14 protein-coding genes and 1 pseudogene are annotated in these 21,715 nt (G+C 38.4%); 6 read left to right on the top strand and 9 right to left on the bottom strand.

What is annotated here, in order from left to right:
- Positions 1–139: 139 nt before the first annotated feature.
- The 3 genes and pseudogenes from PSF11_RS15085 to PSF11_RS15090 form a co-directional block, all read right to left on the bottom strand.
- On the bottom strand, positions 140–3,649 hold the full coding sequence (locus tag PSF11_RS15085; RefSeq protein ID WP_004917428.1) for an AAA domain-containing protein: 3,510 nt from the start codon (positions 3,647–3,649) through the stop codon (positions 140–142).
- A gap of 636 nt (positions 3,650–4,285) precedes the next feature.
- Positions 4,286–4,459 (bottom strand): annotated as a pseudogene (locus PSF11_RS21345) (integrase core domain-containing protein); the annotation flags it as partial.
- Positions 4,460–4,678: 219 nt separating this feature from the next.
- On the bottom strand, positions 4,679–5,551 hold the full coding sequence (locus PSF11_RS15090; RefSeq protein ID WP_036942803.1) for a phosphorothioated DNA-binding restriction endonuclease: 873 nt from the start codon (positions 5,549–5,551) through the stop codon (positions 4,679–4,681).
- 666 nt (positions 5,552–6,217) lie between these two features.
- Between PSF11_RS15090 and PSF11_RS15095 the strand changes: the two genes are divergently transcribed.
- From PSF11_RS15095 to PSF11_RS15110, 4 genes are all read left to right on the top strand, one after another.
- Entirely contained in the window at positions 6,218–8,755 is a 2,538-nt protein-coding gene (locus PSF11_RS15095; protein WP_072502721.1) for a penicillin acylase family protein, read from the top strand.
- A gap of 5 nt (positions 8,756–8,760) precedes the next feature.
- On the top strand, positions 8,761–9,858 hold the full coding sequence (locus PSF11_RS15100) for an acyltransferase family protein (protein ID WP_072502722.1): 1,098 nt from the start codon (positions 8,761–8,763) through the stop codon (positions 9,856–9,858).
- Between the two features lie 223 nt (positions 9,859–10,081).
- Positions 10,082–10,666, top strand: coding sequence for a HutD/Ves family protein (locus PSF11_RS15105; RefSeq protein ID WP_072502723.1), 585 nt, complete (start codon positions 10,082–10,084; stop codon positions 10,664–10,666).
- Positions 10,667–11,136: 470 nt separating this feature from the next.
- Positions 11,137–12,849, top strand: coding sequence for a lysophospholipid acyltransferase family protein (locus PSF11_RS15110; protein WP_004917422.1), 1,713 nt, complete (start codon positions 11,137–11,139; stop codon positions 12,847–12,849).
- 54 nt (positions 12,850–12,903) lie between these two features.
- Here PSF11_RS15110 and yegD read toward each other — a convergent pair whose 3' ends face one another.
- Positions 12,904–14,256, bottom strand: a complete 1,353-nt coding sequence (gene yegD, locus PSF11_RS15115) for a molecular chaperone (RefSeq protein WP_072502724.1) — start codon at positions 14,254–14,256, stop codon at positions 12,904–12,906.
- A 73-nt stretch (positions 14,257–14,329) separates the two neighbouring features.
- Positions 14,330–14,776 carry a CPBP family intramembrane glutamic endopeptidase gene (locus PSF11_RS15120; RefSeq protein ID WP_223854650.1) on the bottom strand — a complete coding sequence of 149 codons (447 nt, stop codon included), beginning with the start codon at positions 14,774–14,776 and terminating at the stop codon, positions 14,330–14,332.
- A gap of 472 nt (positions 14,777–15,248) precedes the next feature.
- Here PSF11_RS15120 and PSF11_RS15125 point away from each other — a divergent pair, with 472 nt between their 5' ends.
- Positions 15,249–16,448 carry a nicotinamide mononucleotide deamidase-related protein YfaY gene (locus PSF11_RS15125; protein WP_060561454.1) on the top strand — a complete coding sequence of 400 codons (1,200 nt, stop codon included), beginning with the start codon at positions 15,249–15,251 and terminating at the stop codon, positions 16,446–16,448.
- 978 nt (positions 16,449–17,426) lie between these two features.
- Positions 17,427–18,842 carry an SPOR domain-containing protein gene (locus tag PSF11_RS15130; protein ID WP_072502725.1) on the top strand — a complete coding sequence of 472 codons (1,416 nt, stop codon included), beginning with the start codon at positions 17,427–17,429 and terminating at the stop codon, positions 18,840–18,842.
- Positions 18,843–18,869: 27 nt separating this feature from the next.
- Here PSF11_RS15130 and PSF11_RS15135 read toward each other — a convergent pair whose 3' ends face one another.
- The 4 genes from PSF11_RS15135 to PSF11_RS15150 form a co-directional block, all read right to left on the bottom strand.
- The gene (locus tag PSF11_RS15135; RefSeq protein WP_223854657.1) at positions 18,870–19,214 is read right to left on the bottom strand and encodes a thioredoxin family protein; all 345 of its coding nucleotides are present in this window, start codon (positions 19,212–19,214) and stop codon (positions 18,870–18,872) included.
- 138 nt (positions 19,215–19,352) lie between these two features.
- Entirely contained in the window at positions 19,353–19,679 is a 327-nt protein-coding gene (locus PSF11_RS15140; RefSeq protein ID WP_223854659.1) for a hypothetical protein, read from the bottom strand.
- Between the two features lie 595 nt (positions 19,680–20,274).
- Complete coding sequence (locus PSF11_RS15145) at positions 20,275–20,571, bottom strand: DUF2645 family protein (RefSeq protein ID WP_014657396.1); 297 nt, start codon at positions 20,569–20,571, stop codon at positions 20,275–20,277.
- Positions 20,572–20,767: 196 nt separating this feature from the next.
- Positions 20,768–21,109, bottom strand: a complete 342-nt coding sequence (locus PSF11_RS15150) for a DUF5713 family protein (protein ID WP_004917407.1) — start codon at positions 21,107–21,109, stop codon at positions 20,768–20,770.
- Positions 21,110–21,715: the final 606 nt, after the last annotated feature.

Genomic DNA, 21,715 nt, shown 5'->3' on the forward strand with positions numbered 1-21,715 from the left:
AATACTTAGCACCAAAAAAGAACAATCTTTACTACATCCTGCAAAATAAAACGTCTGCTCCTCGCTCAGACCAGACTGTCAGGTTTAATAGTGTTCTACAATAAACCCTGACAGTTCAAGTCTGAGCTAATATATAATGTTACCGTCGTTCAAGGTTGTTGTGGATAGCTTGAATTTCTTCTTTCAAACTTCCACCACAATAAACCATAGAGGTATCATATCGTTCATACTTGGCTTCACGAGATGCACTAAACCAATTGAATGAGCCAATGCAGAGTAAATTATCATCTCCGATAACAATTTTACTATGAACTCGTCGCACTAGCTTTGTAGCAATGCCATAAGAATCTAATTGTTCCAAGGCATTATGAAGATTGACTTCTCTTTCTTTACGTTTTTCAGGATCAGAGTGTTGGATATTGTAATTTCTATCGGTGATCACTTTTACTTGGATACCCTTAGCTGTTGCTTGAGCCATGGAATCAATGAATCCAGCTTGTTCAAGTTTTTGCAAATTTAACCAAGGGGATATAATGGTAATATGTTTTTCAGTGTTACTAATTGTTTGATTTAAAAAGTCATCGTGCTCTTTCACACCGTGAAGCGTGTATATTTGAGTATTCGATTTTTGTAAGTCTTGCCTTTCTTTGTATTCGAAATGTAAGGCATTCCTTTCCTCTAAGAATAAGTATTTGGCAAGCAATCCCCTTGGTGAAGAAGGGGGTTGGATTTCAAATAAATCCATATCTCCAAAAACAAGAAAACTATCCTTAGCGCGTGATACAGCAACATTCAGCATGCTGTTATCACTATCGATAAAACCGCCATCTTCATGTTTTGAATATACAGGGGAAAATATAACAATCGCTCTTTCTGCGCCTTGAAGTGAGTGAACAGTACCGACAGTTAGTGTATTTTCACTAGTTTCAGCAGTAATTCCTTGTTTACTAAGAGCATCTTTAATAGTTGAAACTTGAGCACTGAATGGCGTTACTATTCCAACTATTTGCTGAATAGGTTTCCCATAGTGATTTTCGATACGTTGTCGATTTTCTATTAACCAAGCTGAAATGATTTCTGCTTCTAATCGATTGAAACGGCTTCCTGTATTTCTTTGCTCACCTTTTCCATCGATATGGAGATAGCCCATTGCAGGGAATAAAAGGTTGTCACTATCTCCTCTTTTTGGTAGTAATTTTCCTTGATAGCAAAGCTCATTACAGTACCCGATGATGTTATCAAAGCAGCGTCGATGCTCGTAAAGATACATACCTCTCTCTAAATCAGAGTCATAATGGTAGCGTGAAGACAATTGTGCAATTTTCATTACACTGCCAGAAGCTGAACACTTTCCGAGTTCGGTGATTGAGTCATATTCTGCATTGATTTGTTCTTGTGTATTTTCGCTCAGAATTTTTTCTTCCAACATGTTTCCGGAGTCAATGGCTCGAGTGATATTCCATATTGGAGGTATTTGTGCAGTATCGCCAATAACAAGTGCTTTTTTAGCAAATGCGAAGGAGGCCGCAGCAACTTCAGGTAGTACTTGACCGGCCTCATCGACAATGAGTAAATCAGCAATATTATATGCATAGCCTCTTTCATGCTTTTTTTGCCCTTTATTTGCGGGTAAAAGCATATAGTTAGGTAACATATAGCAAGTCATTACCACACATGGCGTTAACATCATTTTACGTTGCCAGTGACGTTCTACTGTTTTAAGCCCGTTTTTTCCTTTCTCCTTGTTAAGATCATCAATATTGAGTACATCAATGAGCCAACGGCCTTCCCAATAATGAGTGGTTAGCAAAAATAGAGGAAATCTGATTTGTGTGTCAGCCAGTTCATCAATTTGCAACAAGTTTGGTTCTTCACCCTGTTTATATCCAAGTTCAGAAGCAATGGTGAGCCACTTTGCCAATATCTCTTTTTCTTGTTGGGTTATTTGATGTATATAATTAATTTGTTGTTGATAATCCTCTTGTTTTCGCTCTTCACTATCGAGCAATTTTTTAATTAAACTATCAATAACATTGATTTCAGTTGGTTCTTTTTCAATGTCGAAGCCATCTAATTTATCAGCAAGGAACAGCTTAACTTGGTAGTAACGCTTTTTTCCGACTGGTGGAAGCCATGAAAATAATGAAATAAATAGAGATTCATTCGCTCTATATTTATCCCATTCTACTGAAGCAATTTTTAACCTATCTATTTTAGATTGTGTTTTTGATAGTAATACGGTCTGGTCATTAAGATAAGAATTTATATCATCGGATACTTGGGCGATTTTCCCTCGAATTTCTTGTAGAGAATCCCAAGTTTGCTTTATCTCAACTAACTTATTGGACTGCTCGGAGAGTTGTTCATGCAATAACGCAATAATTTTTTCAGGGGATGAACAATCTTTATTGGGGAATGCCAATTTGGCTTTATTTAAATAAAAATCTAGTGCGCTTTCAATATATTCTTTAGATTCTATTTCTTTAAAAAACTCGTCAGTCTGGTACTTTTTGATTGCTTCTGCTTTCTTGGTACTTGAAGGGAAATAAGCACCAAAACTTTTAATATTTGGCAGCCAGCGACCTGACATAGCGCCATTTCCTTCGGAAAAGTCCTTTCCAAATGCTTCGATGATATTAGTGACGGCTTGGTTATTGGTTGAAGTCGCAAGTACAATTGGCGGATTTGTTTGTTCGAGCGCGGCTTTAGCCCAAAGCGTTGCAATAATGGATAAAAGTAAAGTCGTTTTTCCTGTGCCAGGAGGGCCGTTGACTGCTAAAATATCGCCGTCATTGGCATTAAGAAAATGACCTAGTGCATCTCGCTGAGCCAGCGCTAAAGGAAACCTATCCCCAGAATGACCTAATCGATAAACAAAGGAATCTTCAGTTGAAATTAGTGGCTCGATTTCAGGAGAAGTGAAGTTAGCGAACCGCTCAAATAATGGGACTTTTTTCTTATTTACAAGTAAGTGGTCATAAAGAGAAAGAATATGAGTACTAGCACCTTTAGGTTCTACTTTTTTTAGTATATATCCGTAATCGGCAAGTTCATACTGTTCGTGAGTGTTTATCCAAGATTCAGCGATACTATTTAATAGTTTATATGAATCATCTAAATATGACCCCCACCCTTGGAAATAGCCTTCATATCTTTTCTCTTTTTCTTCTTCAGTTTCTTCAGTTTCTAAATGAGATTCATCATAATGCATAGATGATGATGTATTCGTCGTTTTATATTTATCGTACTCAGATATTTCACCAATAGAGAATGAACCATGAGACAGCGGTTCAAGTAGATCTCTAGGAATGACGGTAGTTGATGTTGGAAATAAAAAACCTTCTCGATTTATTTTTGCTAGTGTCACAAGCGGGGTGACATATGTTGGACTGCCAGCAAGGCGTTCTTTTCCATGTTGTATTAGCCGTATAAAAACTTTTGGGCGTAAAATGACATCTACTGTGTTTACATCATCTTTTTCATCGGAAAAAAAACGCTCAGTAATAATGCTATCAAGGCGACCTGATGAAACACTTTCCCATTTAATCAAATTATTCGTGTCTCGTTTTTCTAGAGCCCCTTTTCCTGACTCCGCATCAGCTAGTGAATTTCGCCAATAAGCGGCTAATTTTAGATAGTTATCATCCATTTCCTGTCCTAAAAATAATAATATTTAATTGACTATAATAAGATAAATTTATATATAGAGCGTTATTCTCCATACTCACAGGATAACTTCAATATAAAATTTAACTTGATTTTAAGTTTTGATAGGGGGTCTAGAACGGTGTCGGTTATCTGATAACTTATAAGCATGTATTGTTCCACCTGCATCGCGATTACTTGTATTAGACAGCTATCAGAAAAAGTAAGAATTTCACCTGTTGGTATAAATAAATTTATACCTTCATATTTTAATTTAGATCACGAGGTTAAGTGTTATGTGCGAGTACTACCTCCGCTAAAGTGAAAATTAAGATACTAAAGGCGCCTTTTTTATGTCTGAAATCTTAAGTTTACAAGGCCTTCCTCATGTTTCAGTCAATCCATATCAATATAATCCAATCCACACCATCTTTTTTGTGAGTATATCTGTTGTTCCGATAATGTTTATTACTCATTATTTAATAACTACACTCGTTCCAAAACTGCCTGCGCCCCTGTTTCTGGCAAATCCACTTTGGCATAGTTAAAGGCTTCGTCATATTTGAAGTAGTGATTTTCACTATCTAGTTACTGGGGTTGTCCATTTCTCATTATTTGAGACAGGCCAACTTAGAATTTAACTAACTGATTCAAATAAATAGGTATTTAAACATTCACGATGAAACGGCTCATTGAATTGCTCGATAACGCTATTTCACTGTGGCTTATTGGGTTAAATATGGTATAACTCAATTTGATCATTTTCGCAGTAGTTCAATAAATTAATTGAAATTAGCTCGGGGCTATTAGCCACGTGAATTTCTTGGACAATCCTCCTTGTATTGTACACTTTCGAACATATGTTCTTACATGTTATCTGGCTAATAGGGTGTCGATTTTAATTATGGGTATTTGAGTGAATAACGCTCAGTACCTTAGATGGTTATCACAATATAAGGTGTCATGCATAATATCTAATGCCTACTAGGTATCTGATATTTTTTCACATTGAGCTGAACAATAAAAACAACTCTTATTGTTTGAAAACTTGTTCACGATGCCAATTAATAAATATATCTTTTGGGTATTCCATCGTATCTTTAGGCAAATAGATTAATTTACCTGCAAAATTCCAGAATAACTTTTCTACCATCTGGTTACCATTAACCCCTTTAGAGACCAGTAATTTCATATTCTCATCAAGGCCGATAGCGCCCATATCAAAAGCGGAATGATGCAGTGAACATAAAGCAATCCCATTATTAATCGTGCATGGACCACCAAACTGTTTCCACTTAATATGAGCGGCTTCTAAACCAACAACAGCACTATCATAACGTAAATTGTAACCGCATATAGCACATTGATAATTGTAAGCTCGTAAAATATTTTGCCTAAACGCGGGGTCTCGGGCCTTGCGGATTTCATGGAGTGGAAAGTCGAGACGGCTAGCGATAATATCTTGTACATTTTCAGGAAAATGCTCATTTAAAATCTGTTGGGCTAACTTATCTATCAAAGTAGGCCTTTTTAGAAGAAGTTGGTAGCTTTCTTCATTAAACCCGCCAAATATATTTTGCTGAATTAATTCATTTTTAGAGGGCTGCTTATTCCCTTTTTTCAGTTCGTATTCTTCTGTATTTTGTAAATCCCAAAAACCATCCCGTTTTAATCGCCAAAAAGGCATATTTGGATAGTATTCTCGGCGATATGGGCCAAAACTAATAAGCAACTCTAATAGCTGTTGGTGAATTTCATTTCCATAATTAAATAGACGGGGATGCCCCTTTCGATATTCTGAAAGTACCAATAAAAGCAATAGCGGCTTATGAGGGGCTCTTTGATCGCCTTTACGCCATATCGTCAAGTTAGAAATATCATTCTGTAGCGCACTGGAAGTATACATAGTTATTTTATTTTCAGCAGATTAGAGTTATTACCGTTTATTTGAGCAAACAGATGCAGCAGCTTACAGCTAGTTTCCATCTATTTACCTTATTTTGCAAATTCGCTATAGAAAAATGGTTTGTAAGACGACAAAAATTTAATTTGACGATATTTGTATGGATTATTGGTAATCGCCAAATCGTTTTAAGAAAATAAGCAAAGAAAAACAACGGATTATACGGAAAATTAAGTCAGCTGATAAGCATTGACAACGTTTTCAGAATTCAAAAATTCCAGTGTAAATATTGTGTAAGGTCGTAGAAGCTAATAATAATTGTAAAATTAACTGATAGGTCAGAACTAACCAACATTCTGTGGTTAGCAAGTAAGATACTCGTGTGCGGGTAACGTGTTTAGCGTCATATTAAACGAAGCAAACATATTTTTTCGAGTATTGTTGTGAAAGTTTCAATTTTCCATTCGTTGTCTATACATATCCATTACTCAACGTCCTTAACTTATCTGTATATCAGCAAAAATAGATAAAACGTTATTCATCATCATTGAAGCTAGTGGAAGATAAATCCCCCTATACCACGATAAGAATCCCCTTATTTAATTTAACTTTAGGTCATGCCTATAATGAGAAATTCTTTGGTGGTAGTTCTGATATATGGGGCAATAGATGGAACGCAAAGGACTGTTTTTATCTTGTATTATCAGCGGGGTACTATTGCTATCTGGCTGTCACAGCTTACTCAATAACTACTATGCTGATACCCTCCCTAAAACAGAAGGACAAGTGGTTCTTGCAGGGTTAAAAGCCCCCACTACTGTACGTTATAACCAAATGGGCGTCCCTTTAATCAAAGGGCAAAACCTTGAAGACGTTTATTTAACATGGGGTTATATTCATGCATCAGAACGCATTAGCCATATGGAGCTGATGCGCCTCACGGCAGAAGGTCGTTTAGCAGAATACCTCGGCGAACCGGCCATTGGCATTGATAGTTTTATGCGCAAAATGGGTTTTCGTGAAGCGACGACTATTTTATATCGAAATGTCAGTCCACAAAATCGTCGTTATCTTGAAGCTTATGCCAATGGTGTCAATCTTTGGTTAGATAATCATCAAGATAAACTACCAATGGATTTATCAGCGGCAGATTATGTTGTTCCGAAATGGCGCCCCGATGATGCAATTTTAATTCTATCTCTCGCTAATTTCGGCTTGGCGGGAAACCTGCATGAAGAGATTGATAGCTTAATCGTTGCTCAGCAGTTGGGGGCGGATATGCTACCTTGGCTATTTCCAACTTATCCTGATGAGCCTCTTCCTCACCAAGAAGCAAAGAAATTGCAAGGGCTAAATTTAGAACCGTTTAAACAAGACATCGACCAGTTAACACTTGCTAGCCAATCTCTAAAAAATATTCATTTACATGATGTTATGGCATCCAATAACTGGGCTGTAACCGCAGATCTCACACAACACAATGGTACATTACTGGCTAATGATACCCACCTTCCAATCGGCTTACCTTCTTTATGGAGTTTTATTCAGATTGAAACTCCTGAGCTATCTATGGCTGGCGCGGCGATCTCAGGGATCCCCGCGATTGTATTAGGTGCAACCCCTGATCTGGCGTGGGGATATACCATGGTGATGGCGGATAATCAGGATCTATTTTTGGAGCAGATCAGAGAAACGGACAATGGATTTGAATATCTCTATCAACAGCAATGGTATCCGGTAAAGCAAACTCAAACCGTGTTTCATGTAAAAGGTCGCCCCGATAGAGTCGAAAATGTCTATCATACGCAACATGGTGTGTTGCTAAATGAGTCGCTGAAAGAGCGCAGTTATTTGCTGCAACCCCTTGAGGTCAGAACGCAATACGGGATCGCCTTTAGTAGCCTGCTGCCCGCTACCGATGATATTAGTATCGATGCGTTAATGGATCTACCTAAACAAAAGAGTGTTTCCCAAGCCATTAAATTAGCAAAAGAAATTAGCGTGATCTCCGTTAATATGCTGTTCGCCGATAAGCAACAAATTGGCTGGCAATTAACGGGAAGTTATCCATTGCGCAAAAAAGGGCTTGGGTTATTTCCCTCTCCGGCATGGGAAGGGGAATATGATTGGATAGGCAGGGTGTCTAATCAGCATTATCCAACCTCAATTAAAACTCGAAAAGGTTGGTTGGCGACTGCAAATCAGCGAGTTGTAGAGAAGGGCTATCCTGTTAATTTTTCTCAAACATGGGCGCACCCAGAACGTTTTGAACGAATTTCAGCGCTATTGAATGCAACGGATCGACATAATTTAGATAGCATGCAGCAGATGCAGTATGATCAATTCGATCCTATGGTGACGAAGTTACAGGTTTATCTCAGAGACCCTGCATTACAAAACGCGATCGCTCAACTCCCACAATCAGAACAACAACAAGCGAGGCTAGCTCAACAACGCTTGTTGGCATTTGATGGTTACCTGCATGCCGATAGTGCCGGTGCGGCGCTGTATAACTTATTTTTAGCTCAGTTCAGCCAGCAACTATTTGCAGATCGCTTCGTCGATTCACCGCAGGCGTGGAAGGCGTTTGTTGAAAGCTCCAAGTCTTATTCAGCGCAAGCTGAGCATCTGCTTTGGCAAGATGACAAAAGTGCCAATGCGAGTCCTTTTTGGCAAAAATCGGACCCGGCTCGTAGCGGTAAAGCGAAAATCATTGCCTATTCATTAGCACTGGCTAACCAACAAGGTGAAAAGCAATTTGGCAAAAATTATTCACGTTGGCAGTGGGGAAAATTACACCGCTATCAATGGAATAGCTTGTCATCACAAATGGCGGAATATCTTCCAAAAGAACAACGTAGGACGATTGAACGACTCGATAGCTATTTGAATCGAGGCCCTTATCCAGCGGGTGGAAATCTCAATACGATCAATATTTCCAGCTATAGTATGGGCGATAATTTTGATACTTTGTTGATCCCTGCAATGCGCTTAATTGTTGATTTCAGCCAACAAGATCCAGTATGGGTAATGAATAATGCGGGGCAGTCTGCCAATCCTGCAAGTCGTCATTATGCCGATAATATTGAGGATTGGTTGAAAGGAAAATATCAAAACCTTCCTTTTAGTCCGGAAGGGCAATCCCAGTGGTACAGCGATAACGTGTTGCAGTTTGTGCCTCGCTCACTTTCAACACAGGCGCATTAATACCGATGATCTCTAATAAATTATTCCAACGTTTTGCACCGATTGACCCAAATGTTTCTGAACAATTGGATATGTTAAGGGGATTTTGTACCGCGACAGTATTATTTGGGCATGCATATTTAGTCTTTTTATATCCAGTATGGCCTATCGTGATGCTGCCGCTATATTTATTTGGTCATAGCTGTGTCATGGCTTTTTTTGCGTTAAGTGGTTTTTTGATTTGTAAGTCGGTTAGCTACAATATTCAACGAAATACTTACTTTAAAGTAAGGCGCTATGCAACTTCACGGTTAAATCGTATTTTGCCGCCTTTTTATTTAGGCTGTCTTGTCTTACTACTTTTATATTTTATCTCTCCCTATTTTTTTGCTAGTGGTAGCCGTGACATTAATATTATTAGCGATACGATGACTCAGGCGAGAATGGCGCTGGATGTTAAGAGCTTTGTGGGAGTATTGTTGTTTATCAACGGCTTTATTACAGATACTCCACCAAGTAACTTTGCATTTTGGTCATTACCATTTGAGGTTTGGTTCTATACACTGTTTGCCTTATTTATGATGCCTAACCAGCGTTGGTGTACGATTATCGGTATTCTATTATTACTCACTCTTAGTGTATTGAATTATACTTTTTTCTTGTATGCTTTAATTTGGTGTTGTGGTGTGATTGCTGCGCTGCTTCATAATCATCAGTATCAATTAAAACGGAAAACGCTCATTACCAGTTTTAGCTTGATTGCTTTAACACTATTGACATTAGCTGTGGTTGGCGTTTTTTATTTTCCATTCAGTTTCGACAAGCAAAAATATTTGTTGGCGTTGTATGGCACTTTGTGTGGCATTAGTTTCTGCTATTTATTTTATTTGATGAGTTTTCACCGTGTTCGGTTTTATTTACCTGGTAAACAATTAACGCCGAGCTCTTATACGATCTATATTCTGCATTTCCCTTTGCTAATCTTTGCTTATGGGATTGTGCAACCTTATGTGTATCAGAATTTGTGGGTATTATTTATCACTACGTTTTTGATCGCTTTGGGGATCATGTTTATTGGGTTGTTCGTTGGACGATATGTGGAAAAATTGAAGGTGCTACATTAAGTTGTGGCTTTGTTATCGCGTAAAAATATCCACTCTCCCTAAAATGAGTCAGTGATAATGAAGTCAGTCATGGTATTTCAATTAAGCAAGGAGGCTTTTTCGCTCATCTCCGATAAGTCGGTTAACACGATATGATTTTTGACTCTGATACTGGAGGAGTTTTGCCTTTTAGTATATGTTTACTGACTAAACTGACACGATTACTTAAAGGTTGATTTAAACCATGATCCGAGTGTTAACAGCGAAAAACTACCAAAAAATGCCATGGAAAAATGGGCAAGGTTTTACTTTAGAAATTGCGCGTAGTCACGGTGTAGGATTAACCGATTTTGATTGGCGAGTTTCTATTGCTGATGTGAAAGCGGCTGGAGCCTTTTCTTATTTTCCGAGTAGGAAACGGATTATTGGTGTATTAGATGGCGGAGAAGGGCTAACCTTGCAGGTGGATAAAAATTCTCCTGTAACACTCCGTCAAAAACAATTTTTTGCATTTCATGGTGAAAGTGATGTGTATGCTGAGCTATTAGGTGAGGCTATTCGCGATTTCAATCTTATCTATAACCCTGATAAGTACATCGCTCGTCTGCAATGGTTCAATACACACAATGTGACGCAGTGGATAAGTGATGCTGACAGGGTATTAATATTTAATGCGGGTGGCGAGCTTGGCGTTACTATTGGTTTGAACTCGCATACTTTAAAAGAATTTGAAACATTATTGGTGGAAAATGATGGAAATTCTTTGCAATATAACCTTGTCACTCAACCAAAGAGTGACTTTTGCCTGATTGAATTATTTGCTAAGTAAAGTTACTGCCAACAATAAAATCGCTGTTATTTGTCGTTTACTAATAACAGCGGTAAATTAATACTATTTTTCATCCTCATCTTATAGCGTAATCTACTTTATTTTTATAAAAAACACTCTGTAAATTTTTAATCAAGGATAAACTAATCAAATTAGTTCATTATCAGAATATGACGAGTGAATATTTTTGATTGAGTATGATAATAAAAATATCAAAATAGATTAAAAAGGTCATAAAACGTAGGGTTAAGCTATATATAGTTGTGGTAGGATCAAGGTTTATCCATAATTGAGCTGTGTTGTATTTATAGAATATTAATTAATTGAATATATTATGTTTTTTATTTGTAACTCATAAGATAGGGATATTGTCATTATTGGATGAGTTTAACCGTTTTGTCATTAAATTGACACGCTACTGCCATTGTTCTAGCTTAGGTTTGCAATAGCTAAACTAGGAGACAATTAAGATGTTTAGTTTGGATGCTTTGCTACAAGATGTATTTCCAGACCGAGCGCCTCCCGCTTGGAAACGGAATTTACTAAAGTTCCTGCTATTTGAAAAAGAATTTAAACAATTTTCTGAAAATTATCCTCACCTAAAAGGTTTAGATCTGGTTGAGCAAATCGTCGAGTACTTTAATATTCGTTGTGAGTTAGTTGATGGCGATTTAGAAAATATTCCCTCTCAAGGTCCTCTTGTATTAGTTGCTAATCACCCGATAGGCTCTTTGGATGGTTTAGCAATATTACGTACGGTCGCGACAATTCGCCCAGATGTTAAAATCGTAGCAAATCAGTTTTTGAATTATATTGAGCCACTGAGTAGCTTATTTGTTCCTGTTGATAATATGGGGAATCGCACTAGCCGCAAACAAATTGAGGCAATGCAAGAGCATTTAAATAAGCAAGGGGCTTTGATTTTATTTCCTGCTGGTGAAGTTTCCCGATTAAGTGCGAAAGGGATCCGGGATGGTCATTGGCATACTGGTTTTTTACGTTTAGCGGCCAAAGCTCGTGCGCCAATTGTACCTATTCACGTTACTGGTCGTAATAGCCCTCTATTTTATTTAACCTCATTAATATACCGTCCATTATCGACATTATTGCTCGTACGAGAAATGTTTAAGCAGCGTGATGGCAGAATAAAAATTCGAATTGGTGGCCGTATCCCATTTACTCATTGGCATGATGGGCATACTCGATCGCATGATCTCGCAGAACGTTTTCGCCGCCATGTTTATCTTCTTGGGCAAGGAAAAAAAGGGCTTTTTACCAGTGAATCTGCCATTGCATTACCGGAAGATCGCTTAGAATTGAAAAAAGCATTGATGGCGTGTGAGCGGTTAGGCACAGCCCCAGATGGTAAGGCGATTTTTCTGTATCGTAGAAAAGATGAGGATAGAACGCCTATCTTACGTGAATTAGGTCGATTACGTGAAATTGCTTTTCGTGCTGTCGGTGAGGGTTCAGGAAGGCGGCGCGACTTAGATAGCTATGATGATGACTATTATCATCTCGTTTTATGGGATGAAGATGCATTAGAAATTGTTGGCGCTTATCGATTTATTCCTACTGCCGAGCAGTTGAAGAAAAAGGGCATCGAAAGTATCTACAGTTATACGTTATTTCATTACGATAAAGAGATGCTACCGATACTTGAGCAAGGGATTGAATTAGGCCGTAGTTTTATTCAACCTACTTATTGGGGTAAGCGTGGTCTTGACTATCTTTGGTTAGGTATTGGCGCTTATCTTGCAAAATACCCGCAATATCGTTACTTATTTGGGCCTGTTTCGATATCGGGTACGATGCCAATTGCCGCTCGTGATCTATTAATTACGTTTTATCGCCTCTATTTCTCAGCGGATCATTCGTTGGCACAGTCTCGCCAGCCGTATCCTGCCTCATTACCACAGGTATTAGCACAGTTTTCGGGGAATAATTATCACGAAGATTTAGTTAAGCTAAAAAGTCTGTTGAATAATATTGGCTGTTCGATTCCAACCTTATATAAGCAATACACCGAGCTATGTGAGCCGGGTGGCGTACAGTTTATTGATTTTGGAACCGACCCTGCTTTCAACAATTGTATTGATGGCTTGGTATTGGTGGATTTGACGAAGTTGAAACCTTCTCGTTATCAGCGGTATGTAGCGGTTCACCAAGATAACCAAACGTAATCTAAGTTATTATACAAAGAAAAAACGCCGTATGGCATACGGCGTTTGCATCGATTATCTAAAGCAGATCTCAGCCCAACGGGTGAGGCCAGCGGTGACTGAGCCAAAATCATTGCCTCGGACAATAGGAATATTGGATAATTCTTGTTTTATGGCCTGACATAGGACGGGGGATTGGGCAGAGCCTCCTGTCATAAATATCGCGTTTGGTTGCACACCACCTTGTGTCACGGCTTCTTTAACCAGCTCTATCATTTTACTTTTTGGTGATTCGATAGCCTCTACCATCTGGTCACGGTGAATATTAATTTCGAGAGTCTCATTCATTAATTCAATATGAGCCAAGTAATTTTCACTGTCTGATAAAGCAATTTTCGCTTCTTCAGCGCGGCGCACTAAGCGATAGCCAAGGGTTTCATTATAAACCTCAATAAGACGCAGCAATTTTTCAGGCTCTTGTGCCTCTTGGCGTAATCGATTGAGCGCTGTTAAATTCTGTTTTGCATAAAATTCTTTTTGTGCTTCCACATTATTAATCGCGATAGGATTCCAAAACTGGCTTATCGGCATTTTAATTCCAGATACTGTTTGGCTGCTCATACCAAATGAGTCCATTAATTGTTTTAAAGCCAAATAAATATCAAGGTCGTTACCACCAATACGTTGACCAGTGTGAGCTAATAGACTTGCTGTTCGGTCGGTTTTACCTTGATAACTTGGCCCCATATTGATCAGTGAACAGTCGGTTGTGCCTCCACCGATATCGACAACTAATATAGTTTGGTCTTGCGTTAAAGCCGCTTCATATTCAAGCCCAGCGGCAACTGGCTCAAATTGAAAGGCAATATTTTTAAACCCAGCGCGTTTTGCGGCTTTAATAAGAATAGCTTCAGCTTGCTGATTAGCTAATTCACCGCCACGGCCATGAAAGTTAATTGGGCGGCCAATGACTGTATCAGTAATTGTGTGTTGTAAATGCAGTTCGGCTTTTTGTTTAATATTCGCCATCATGGCGCACACTAAATCTTCAAAGAAACTGAGTTGCACTTCGTGAAGGCCTGAAGCACCAAGAAAGGATTTTGGTGACTTGACATAATAGACATCGCGAGGATCTTTTAGGTATAGCTCTAATGCTGCTTGGCCAAAAACAATATCCTCAGGAAGTAGTTCAATCCCTTCTTCACGGTTATATGCGATGGAACGCCTCAGTATTTGTTCGCCCACTTCATCTGACGGTAATATATTAAGATGACGGAATAAATGTTCAGAAACAGATTCTCGAGTTGGCGCGCAAAGGGTTGACGGAATATAAGCACTATCACCTTCTAATGGTAACAGTGTAGGCTTTCCCTTATCCATAATTGCGACCGCGCAGTTTGATGTTCCGTAGTCAAAACCAATAAACATTTTGCCCCCAATGCGTTAATTACTCGCCGAAAAGGCGGCAAACTTTACCGGAAGCGCTGGCGAATTACCACTACTAAAATGACATTGCAAATATGAATATAGTCGCAATCGTGTTATTTAAAGCGTGGAGTAATATTGGTGCAATTAATGAGCGAGTGCTGATCCTTACATGGCATAAAATAGCGCCCATTATAAAGATAGTAATAAGGGTATTTACAGATTGATACTGTGAGTGTATTGAAGCAAATAAAAATGAAGAAGCGATAATGGCTATCCATTTTCCAGCCGTGCCATACCACATGCCCGCATTAAGTAAAAAGCCTCTAAATATAATTTCTTCGCTAATCGGGGCTGCGATAATAATCGTTATTACATAGAGAAAAAAGGCAAAGCCAGTCATGTGACTGATACTTTCAAGCCATTCTTCTTGTGCTCCCAATAGCATATTGAGAAATATTAAGCCAAATATAGCCAAGATGGGGAGTTTTAATTCATTTAAATTGGTTTTACCGATAGGCATAAGTTTGAAGCTATTTTGGTAAAAAAACCAACAAACTAAGGCGCAAGGCAACAGTAATAGCAATGATATAGCGGGGATAGCATATTGGGATTGCAGTAACAAAAGTGCATTAGGCATCAACAGTATAATGAATGAAGAAAAAAACCAAGCGACAAATGCTCCGATGCAAATGAGTAAATGAGTGAGGCGGCTTTTAGGTGGATTCATATAAGTATATCCTTTTTTAATAACAACGTTAAATTCCTTAATTTCACTTAGTTAACATACAAAAATTTTAGATAAATTCATCTATTAAATGCATTGTATAGCAGTTAGTTAGCGCCTCCATGAGTGAGTAATAAAAAGTCATACCAAAGAAAAATAGAGGAATGAGTAAATTTAACGAAGTTATCTCAAATATTTATTTTAGCGAATGCCAATATAGGGTAGCTTAATGGAAAATCATTAAACATTCGCAAACTGGAGCTTATGGATGCTAATTGTAGAGATGTTAAGTACCGGAGATGAGGTACTGCATGGGCAAATTATTGATACTAACGCAGCTTGGTTATCTGATTGCTTTTTTCAAGAAGGCTTCCCACTGAGTGGGCGAACGACAGTTGGTGATAATCTGAACGACCTAGTACACACTTTACAAGCGCGAAGTCAACATGCAGATATTCTGATCGTTAATGGTGGACTAGGACCAACTCGTGATGATTTAAGTACTTTGGCGGCAGCAACGGCTGCTGGGGTGCCCTTAGTTGAGCATGCTGAATGGATTACGGTTATGGAACGCTATTTTGCTTCCAGAGAATGGGTAATGCCAGAAACGAATCGTAAGCAAGCGCTGTTACCGGAAGGTGCCGAATTGGTGGATAACCCGATTGGTACGGCATGTGGTTTTGCCATGGAGCTCAATGGTTGTTGGTTATTTTTTACGCCTGGCGTACCTTCAGAGTTTAAAGTGATGGTACATGATCAAATTTTGCCAAGATTACGCCAACGATATCCATTGAACGAACCCCCGTTATGCCTACGTTTAGCCAGTTTTGGACGAAGTGAGAGTAGTTTAGCTAAGCAATTTGATTCACTCGCTCTTCCGGAAGGTTGTGTACTTGGATACCGTTCCTCTATGCCTATTATTGAATTGAAACTCACAGGACCTGCAACATTGAAAGAGGAAATGTTAGCGCAATGGCAAGTGATCAAAGAAGGTGTTGGTGAAAATGTAGTTTTTGAGGGTATTGAAGGCTTACCTAGCGTGATATGCCGTGAGTTAAATGAAAAACAGCTTAGGGTTGCTATTTGTGAAGAGTTTAGCGCAGGTTTACTCAATTGGACTTTAAATGCAGTATCGGCCCCACTCAATGGCTGTAAAGTGATAAACCAACAAGAAGACCAGAGTTTATTAGCACTGATAGGCCATGCTAGTGAGGTCGCTAAACAAGAAAAAGCACATATTGGTTTAGCGGTTGGAGGCGCTAACGATGGCTGTCTATCATTAGCATTATATACATCCGAAAAAAGCTATGCCCAGCGTGTACGTTATATGCCAAGTAATCACAGTACTAAGGTCAAACAAGATGTCAGTGTGATGTTAATGTTGGATATGTTGCAACGTTGGCTCAAGGGGCGCGACGTTTTTGGCCAATATGAGTGGTTAGCGCAATCAGAGACATTAGTTCGTTAATATTACAATCTTCGCTGTGTTTGATATGTCAAAACACAGCGTTTTTTAATCACACATAATCATCATCGATTAGTGGGTTTACCTAGGGTTTTTATATTATATTTCAAATATTGGTATTTTTACTTAATAAAAATAAGGGTATTCATTTTATTTAAGTTTCGGGGGCGAGAAATAAGAATTTTTAAGATGAATTTAAATGGTTAGAAAAATCGATTTTGCTAAATAAACGCATAATTATTAAATTGGAGTGACTGTTTTAATGCTGACAAATTATTTTATGTTATAGGGTTATGATATGAGAAATATACACATCTTCCTTCCATTTTAAATGAGGCGTATTACGCATAAGGCATTATGAATATTTTAAAATAGCGGGTAATTAAGTAGGAAATAAACAAGGGTTACGATAATAGATATTATTTGGTATTTCCTTAGATAGTAGACTAGGATATGAAAGTATCGAGTGGGATGGACTAGAGAAAGTGGTAACTAGCTCGGTGTTTATTAAATACTGCTCCAGTATGGGTTGAAGGTTATTAGTAAGGATATAATCGAAGTGGATACTCTCATGATGGTAAAATGCTTATTTATGCGGGCTAGGAACGAGTTCAGTCTCCCCGCTGTAACGGATTAAAAAGGAATAATGAATTAGAACATGATATCTGCCAGTGTTTGCCAAAATTGAGCGATCTGATCATTATTAATTTAACACTGACTCAAGCTTAGACAGTGATTTTTAACCATGGGTGACTTAAAAAATTTAAATTAACGAGGAATAATCCATTGAGTCTACTCACTGCGATTAACTGGCATTATTTTTTGGTGTATTAACAATGAAACGTACAAATGGTGTTTGGTATAAATTGGTTTTAAATTCCCCTTATTTACCAGACCGGCCTTAGATTTGAAAGATAGTACTTAATTTTATTATCAAAGTGCATTCCATTTATTTTTATATTACCTATTTGGAATTATTTCATGTTTATATCACAGCATCATTGTAGTATCGCTAAATTCGCTATTCTATCTACTGTTTTTGCAGGAGCAGTAGTGTGTCAGTCTGTTGCACAAGCACAGCGTACACCCGTTGAAATTATTCATGATATGGGCGTGCAATTAATTAACGGTGATGGCGTTCCGGTCGATTTAATTAAAGGCCGTTATTATATCCATCAATCAGCTATACGAGGATATCCCCTCGGGCAGCTTCATCTAGGGATTTTATTTTATTTTGGTGATGGCGGCGTACAAAATACCGCTTGCGCGCAATGGTGGTTAGAAAAAGCATTACAGGCGGAAGGGGAAGTGCATGACATTGCAAAGGATTTTCTTTCTGACATTCAAAAAGAAACTGCAATGTCATCGTCTCGTGTGCTCATGACAGTGCCAGATCAAAAGCTGTGTCAGCAGTTACCTAAAATAGCAAATGACCATATTGGAGTGCATCCCTTTAAGTTAGAGCCAAAGCCAGAATCGAAAATTGATCTTGTATTACTGCAAAAGGCTATCATTTCAGTGCCCATATTTGACCCTACTATCCAATCGTTAAAAAGGAACCAATTTCAGACAAAAATTGCAGCTATTCCTAGCTTAAGCCATGTTATTCGTAGCAGTATTGAAATCTATGATGACGCACTGAATGGCTTATCAAAGAAATGGATATTACTTTCACGCCATATTTTAAATAATCAGGGAAAAGGGAGGGAGCTGCTTGTTAATAATCAGGTGTCAGTAGAACAAATAAACCCAGTTGGTATTGTTAATCACTCCCCTGAAAAAACAGAACAAGTTACATCGGCTATCCCGTTATCACCTGAGCAACAAGGTGAGCTTGCCAAACATGCAACTGTACCAATGGCTCCATCAATAGAAGGATCAGCAAACGTTAAAGAGAAAGTTGCTGATTCATTGAATTCTGAAGTTTCTGAAAAAAGGGTTGATACAAAGCTAACTCAGTTGGCGTCTACGCTATCTAATTTGCCTAAGGATGGAATATTCCATTTTAGAATTGAACTGAAGGAAACCGTGGTTAAAGAGGAGGCGGCATCTGGAATGGAGAAAACGGTTGAAGTAGCCAAGAAGCCTTCGTCAGACATGAAACCTATGTATAATTTAGGGGGCGATCCTCGCACTGCATCCCCTCGGCATTACACATTGCAGATTGGTAGTGCCAGTTCACCAGCTGGTCTCTATGAACATGCGCGCCGCCATAAATTGTCAAATTATTTAGTGTATGAAACCGTTCGTCATGGTCGCCAATGGTATGTATTGGTTTATGGTGAATTCTCTAATATAGCTTCTGCAAAACGAGCATTGAAAAATTTACCCTCGGCAATTCAACGTGATAAGCCGTGGGTACGTAGTTTACGGCATGTTCAATCAGAACTTCATTAATGTATCGTGGGGCCTTAGGGGAGGTAATTAATCAATGGGGAGAGCAGACCGTATCTTTGTTATGGCATGCTGTAGTGAGACTTCCCCAGCCACGATAGCAACCAAACGTGAGTCGTTAAATAATGCGATTGAAGGCACCGATTTAATACCATACATCGGTGCTAGAGTAGGTGATTGAGCGATGTCAACGATGCCAAAATTAATGGCTGAGCTATCCAAATATAGAGGGAGTTGCTCAAAGATCGGTTGCATATTTTTACAAGGCTGGCACCAAGAGGCAGAAAAATAAATAATAGCTATCTGCCCTTGTTGTTCTGGATTAAAAAGCGCTTCTGTAAAACTTTGTTGATCGAGGTGTTTTATTATTGGCATAGTGTGAGCCATTATTTAATCATCACTTGGCAAATCGAAAATATGTTCATGAAGGTTATCAACAATGGTATTTGGCAAACAAGAGATAGAAGTAAGTAATTTATCTTTTTGATATACATCCACATGAGCGATATGCTTTTAGTCTAAATAGGAAGAGGAAACGGTATAGGTATAGTCGCCATTTCGAAAATCAACCTCATAGATTTTTCCATTGAATCTATCTCCCTTAGGGGTGAGATAACGTGCAGCTAATTGTTCAGGCTTTCTTACCATAGTGATATCAGGTTTTTGATTAAGTTTGCCGAATTGATAAATGTACTGACCATTTACTAGGCTGATATTAACTTTTTTTTGGTTTTTATTCACACACTGGAATACTGTGACTGTGTGGGTATTGGCAAGGCCGATTGGGGAAAATAGGCTGGCCGATAGGATACAAAGCAGTATATGACGATAATTGGTCATAGTGATTTCCAAATGCACTTGTTATTTAACACCATATCTTACATGGCTATTTATGAAAGAATGAACCGAATATAGTGGTTATTTGCGATATATCACATAAGAGAATCAATCAACGGATACAGCACCTTTGGATTACACCATCGATAGAAATTCAAGCTTAGTAAAATTAACAACCTAAGAAGTGATAGCTTAATAACCGCTCATGGAGAGAAGAAAAAGGATGATGCTATCACTTTGATGAAGTATTATGTTTTTTGAGCTTTTTTCCTTTTTACAATTTGATTACGTCTTTTCCATTTACGCATCTCTGTTTCGAAGTTGAATTTTTTGTATTTTCATACGCCATTATCTTATAAAGCATTGAGTGTTTTTAAGACGTAACCATATTTTGGGATTTAAAAAAGAAATGTTAAAAACAAACCCAAAGGAATAGGAATTTTCAGGGTGACTGGGTGATTGTGCCTGAGCATGGCTCTGATGAGCTTAGGTTGGGAGCGGCGGGCTGTTTTAGTCAATTAACTCATTTTTTAATATAATGGGTATGGCGAGGGTAAACAGGCAGTACCCATATCGTATATACAATGTTTAACGGTACCTAAAATGGCATGCAGAGATTAAATCTCAGGAAAAAGGACCAATAGATATAAAAGCCAGCAATCAAAATACATAAATAGCGTATTTTCTTATTTCTAATTATAAATAATGGCACTAGCAACGGTAAAATAACCAACATTGGCTCTAGTGTATATCTTCCTCCCATGGGTAACTGACATAAGTTTGTTATTTCACTCTCCCCAATCATCCATTCATAATCGGATATAGAAAAAACCGTTATCATCATGCATAAGAAAAACATATAAATGATAATTATTGTATTATATATGTATTTCATATAAATCAGATTCCTATAATCCTTTTTATGTAAAACACTACAAGTTTCTCATGTGGCGTTTTATCGCTTCTTCACTTTCATTTAGCCATTTTTACTTGGCGAGAGCCAAGAAGAGTCTATGGAGCAGGGCGGCTGCTCTATGAACAGCCTAATGCGGTGACCAATATTAGTTGGCCACGGTATGATTGTTATTTAATTACCACTCCCGTGTTGCAATCAGCTCCTCCGGATCTGCATCTAAAAAGCCGTATGCCCGAGCAATCAGGTAAAATGATTCGCCGATAGCATCACGGGCAACCGTTTCAATCTCACTGCCCGCCTCTTCAAAGGCATCTTGCAAATCGTTAAATTCTTCCGTTGACTGCTGTGTCAGCACATACAACTCCGCCAGTCCGTTCGGTGGATTGTTTTCCAGTGCCTCACACAATCGCAGAAGAATGGCCTCACCCTGCTTCACCAGATGATCAGGAAAATAGCTGTCATCATACATTTCACCTAATAAACGGAGCTTCAAAACGTCTGGGTTGGTTACGGGCATTTTTATTCCTTTTGAAAGCGTTATCCTAAAAACAAATTAATGCGGAGATATATTGTAGTGGCACACTGAATGAGAAGCGAGTTGACCAACTGAATAACGTGAGGGCGGTAGGCTTTTGCACGGTCTAATAATAGCGCGGTACCTATTTCCGTGTTTTGGGTTTGAAAAAATCAGCAATAGGCACTGCCAATAACACATTTTACAATGTTTGAATGTTTATTTGCGATTATTGCTATTTGGCGTTTGTTTCTGCTAGGGAAAATGCACTTTTAAACGAATGAGTAACATAATTTTTATCTTTTCTAGCTAACGACTTTGCTGGGTGCTATTTCTGTGGTGTCTGTGGTGTCTGTGGTGGCATTAGTGCACTACCCAATATGCCTGTTTCTCTTAGGTTCCTCTCTTCTTTCGTATCTTATGATGGTAAAACCAAACACAATAGCATGAAAGCCTTTGCGTGCTAGGGGGCAAGATCTATTTTAGGAATTTGTGCGTTTGCTACCATTTCTTTTGAATGCAAATGTAAACTAATATCATTTGTACTAAGTACAAGGTAAGATAGCGCTATTATTTGTGCTATGGGTGGAGTCGGTGGCAGCGCTATGG

Origin of the sequence: Providencia sp. PROV119 (genome assembly GCF_028482435.1) — a bacterium.
GTDB lineage: Bacteria > Pseudomonadota > Gammaproteobacteria > Enterobacterales > Enterobacteriaceae > Providencia > Providencia stuartii.

What these genes read in the sequence shown, in the direction of transcription:
- PSF11_RS15145 (WP_014657396.1), bottom strand. Translation starts at nt 20,571, where the DNA reads ATGAAATACATATATAATACAATAATTATCATTTATATGTTTTTCTTA.
- PSF11_RS15110 (WP_004917422.1), top strand. Translation starts at nt 11,137, where the DNA reads ATGTTTAGTTTGGATGCTTTGCTACAAGATGTATTTCCAGACCGAGCG.
- yegD (WP_072502724.1), bottom strand. Translation starts at nt 14,256, where the DNA reads ATGTTTATTGGTTTTGACTACGGAACATCAAACTGCGCGGTCGCAATT.
- PSF11_RS15120 (WP_223854650.1), bottom strand. Translation starts at nt 14,776, where the DNA reads ATGCCTATCGGTAAAACCAATTTAAATGAATTAAAACTCCCCATCTTG.
- PSF11_RS15100 (WP_072502722.1), top strand. Translation starts at nt 8,761, where the DNA reads ATGATCTCTAATAAATTATTCCAACGTTTTGCACCGATTGACCCAAAT.
- PSF11_RS15125 (WP_060561454.1), top strand. Translation starts at nt 15,249, where the DNA reads ATGCTAATTGTAGAGATGTTAAGTACCGGAGATGAGGTACTGCATGGG.
- PSF11_RS15130 (WP_072502725.1), top strand. Translation starts at nt 17,427, where the DNA reads ATGTTTATATCACAGCATCATTGTAGTATCGCTAAATTCGCTATTCTA.
- PSF11_RS15085 (WP_004917428.1), bottom strand. Translation starts at nt 3,649, where the DNA reads ATGGATGATAACTATCTAAAATTAGCCGCTTATTGGCGAAATTCACTA.
- PSF11_RS15095 (WP_072502721.1), top strand. Translation starts at nt 6,218, where the DNA reads ATGGAACGCAAAGGACTGTTTTTATCTTGTATTATCAGCGGGGTACTA.
- PSF11_RS15090 (WP_036942803.1), bottom strand. Translation starts at nt 5,551, where the DNA reads ATGTATACTTCCAGTGCGCTACAGAATGATATTTCTAACTTGACGATA.
- PSF11_RS15135 (WP_223854657.1), bottom strand. Translation starts at nt 19,214, where the DNA reads ATGCCAATAATAAAACACCTCGATCAACAAAGTTTTACAGAAGCGCTT.
- PSF11_RS15105 (WP_072502723.1), top strand. Translation starts at nt 10,082, where the DNA reads ATGATCCGAGTGTTAACAGCGAAAAACTACCAAAAAATGCCATGGAAA.
- PSF11_RS15140 (WP_223854659.1), bottom strand. Translation starts at nt 19,679, where the DNA reads ATGACCAATTATCGTCATATACTGCTTTGTATCCTATCGGCCAGCCTA.
- PSF11_RS15150 (WP_004917407.1), bottom strand. Translation starts at nt 21,109, where the DNA reads ATGCCCGTAACCAACCCAGACGTTTTGAAGCTCCGTTTATTAGGTGAA.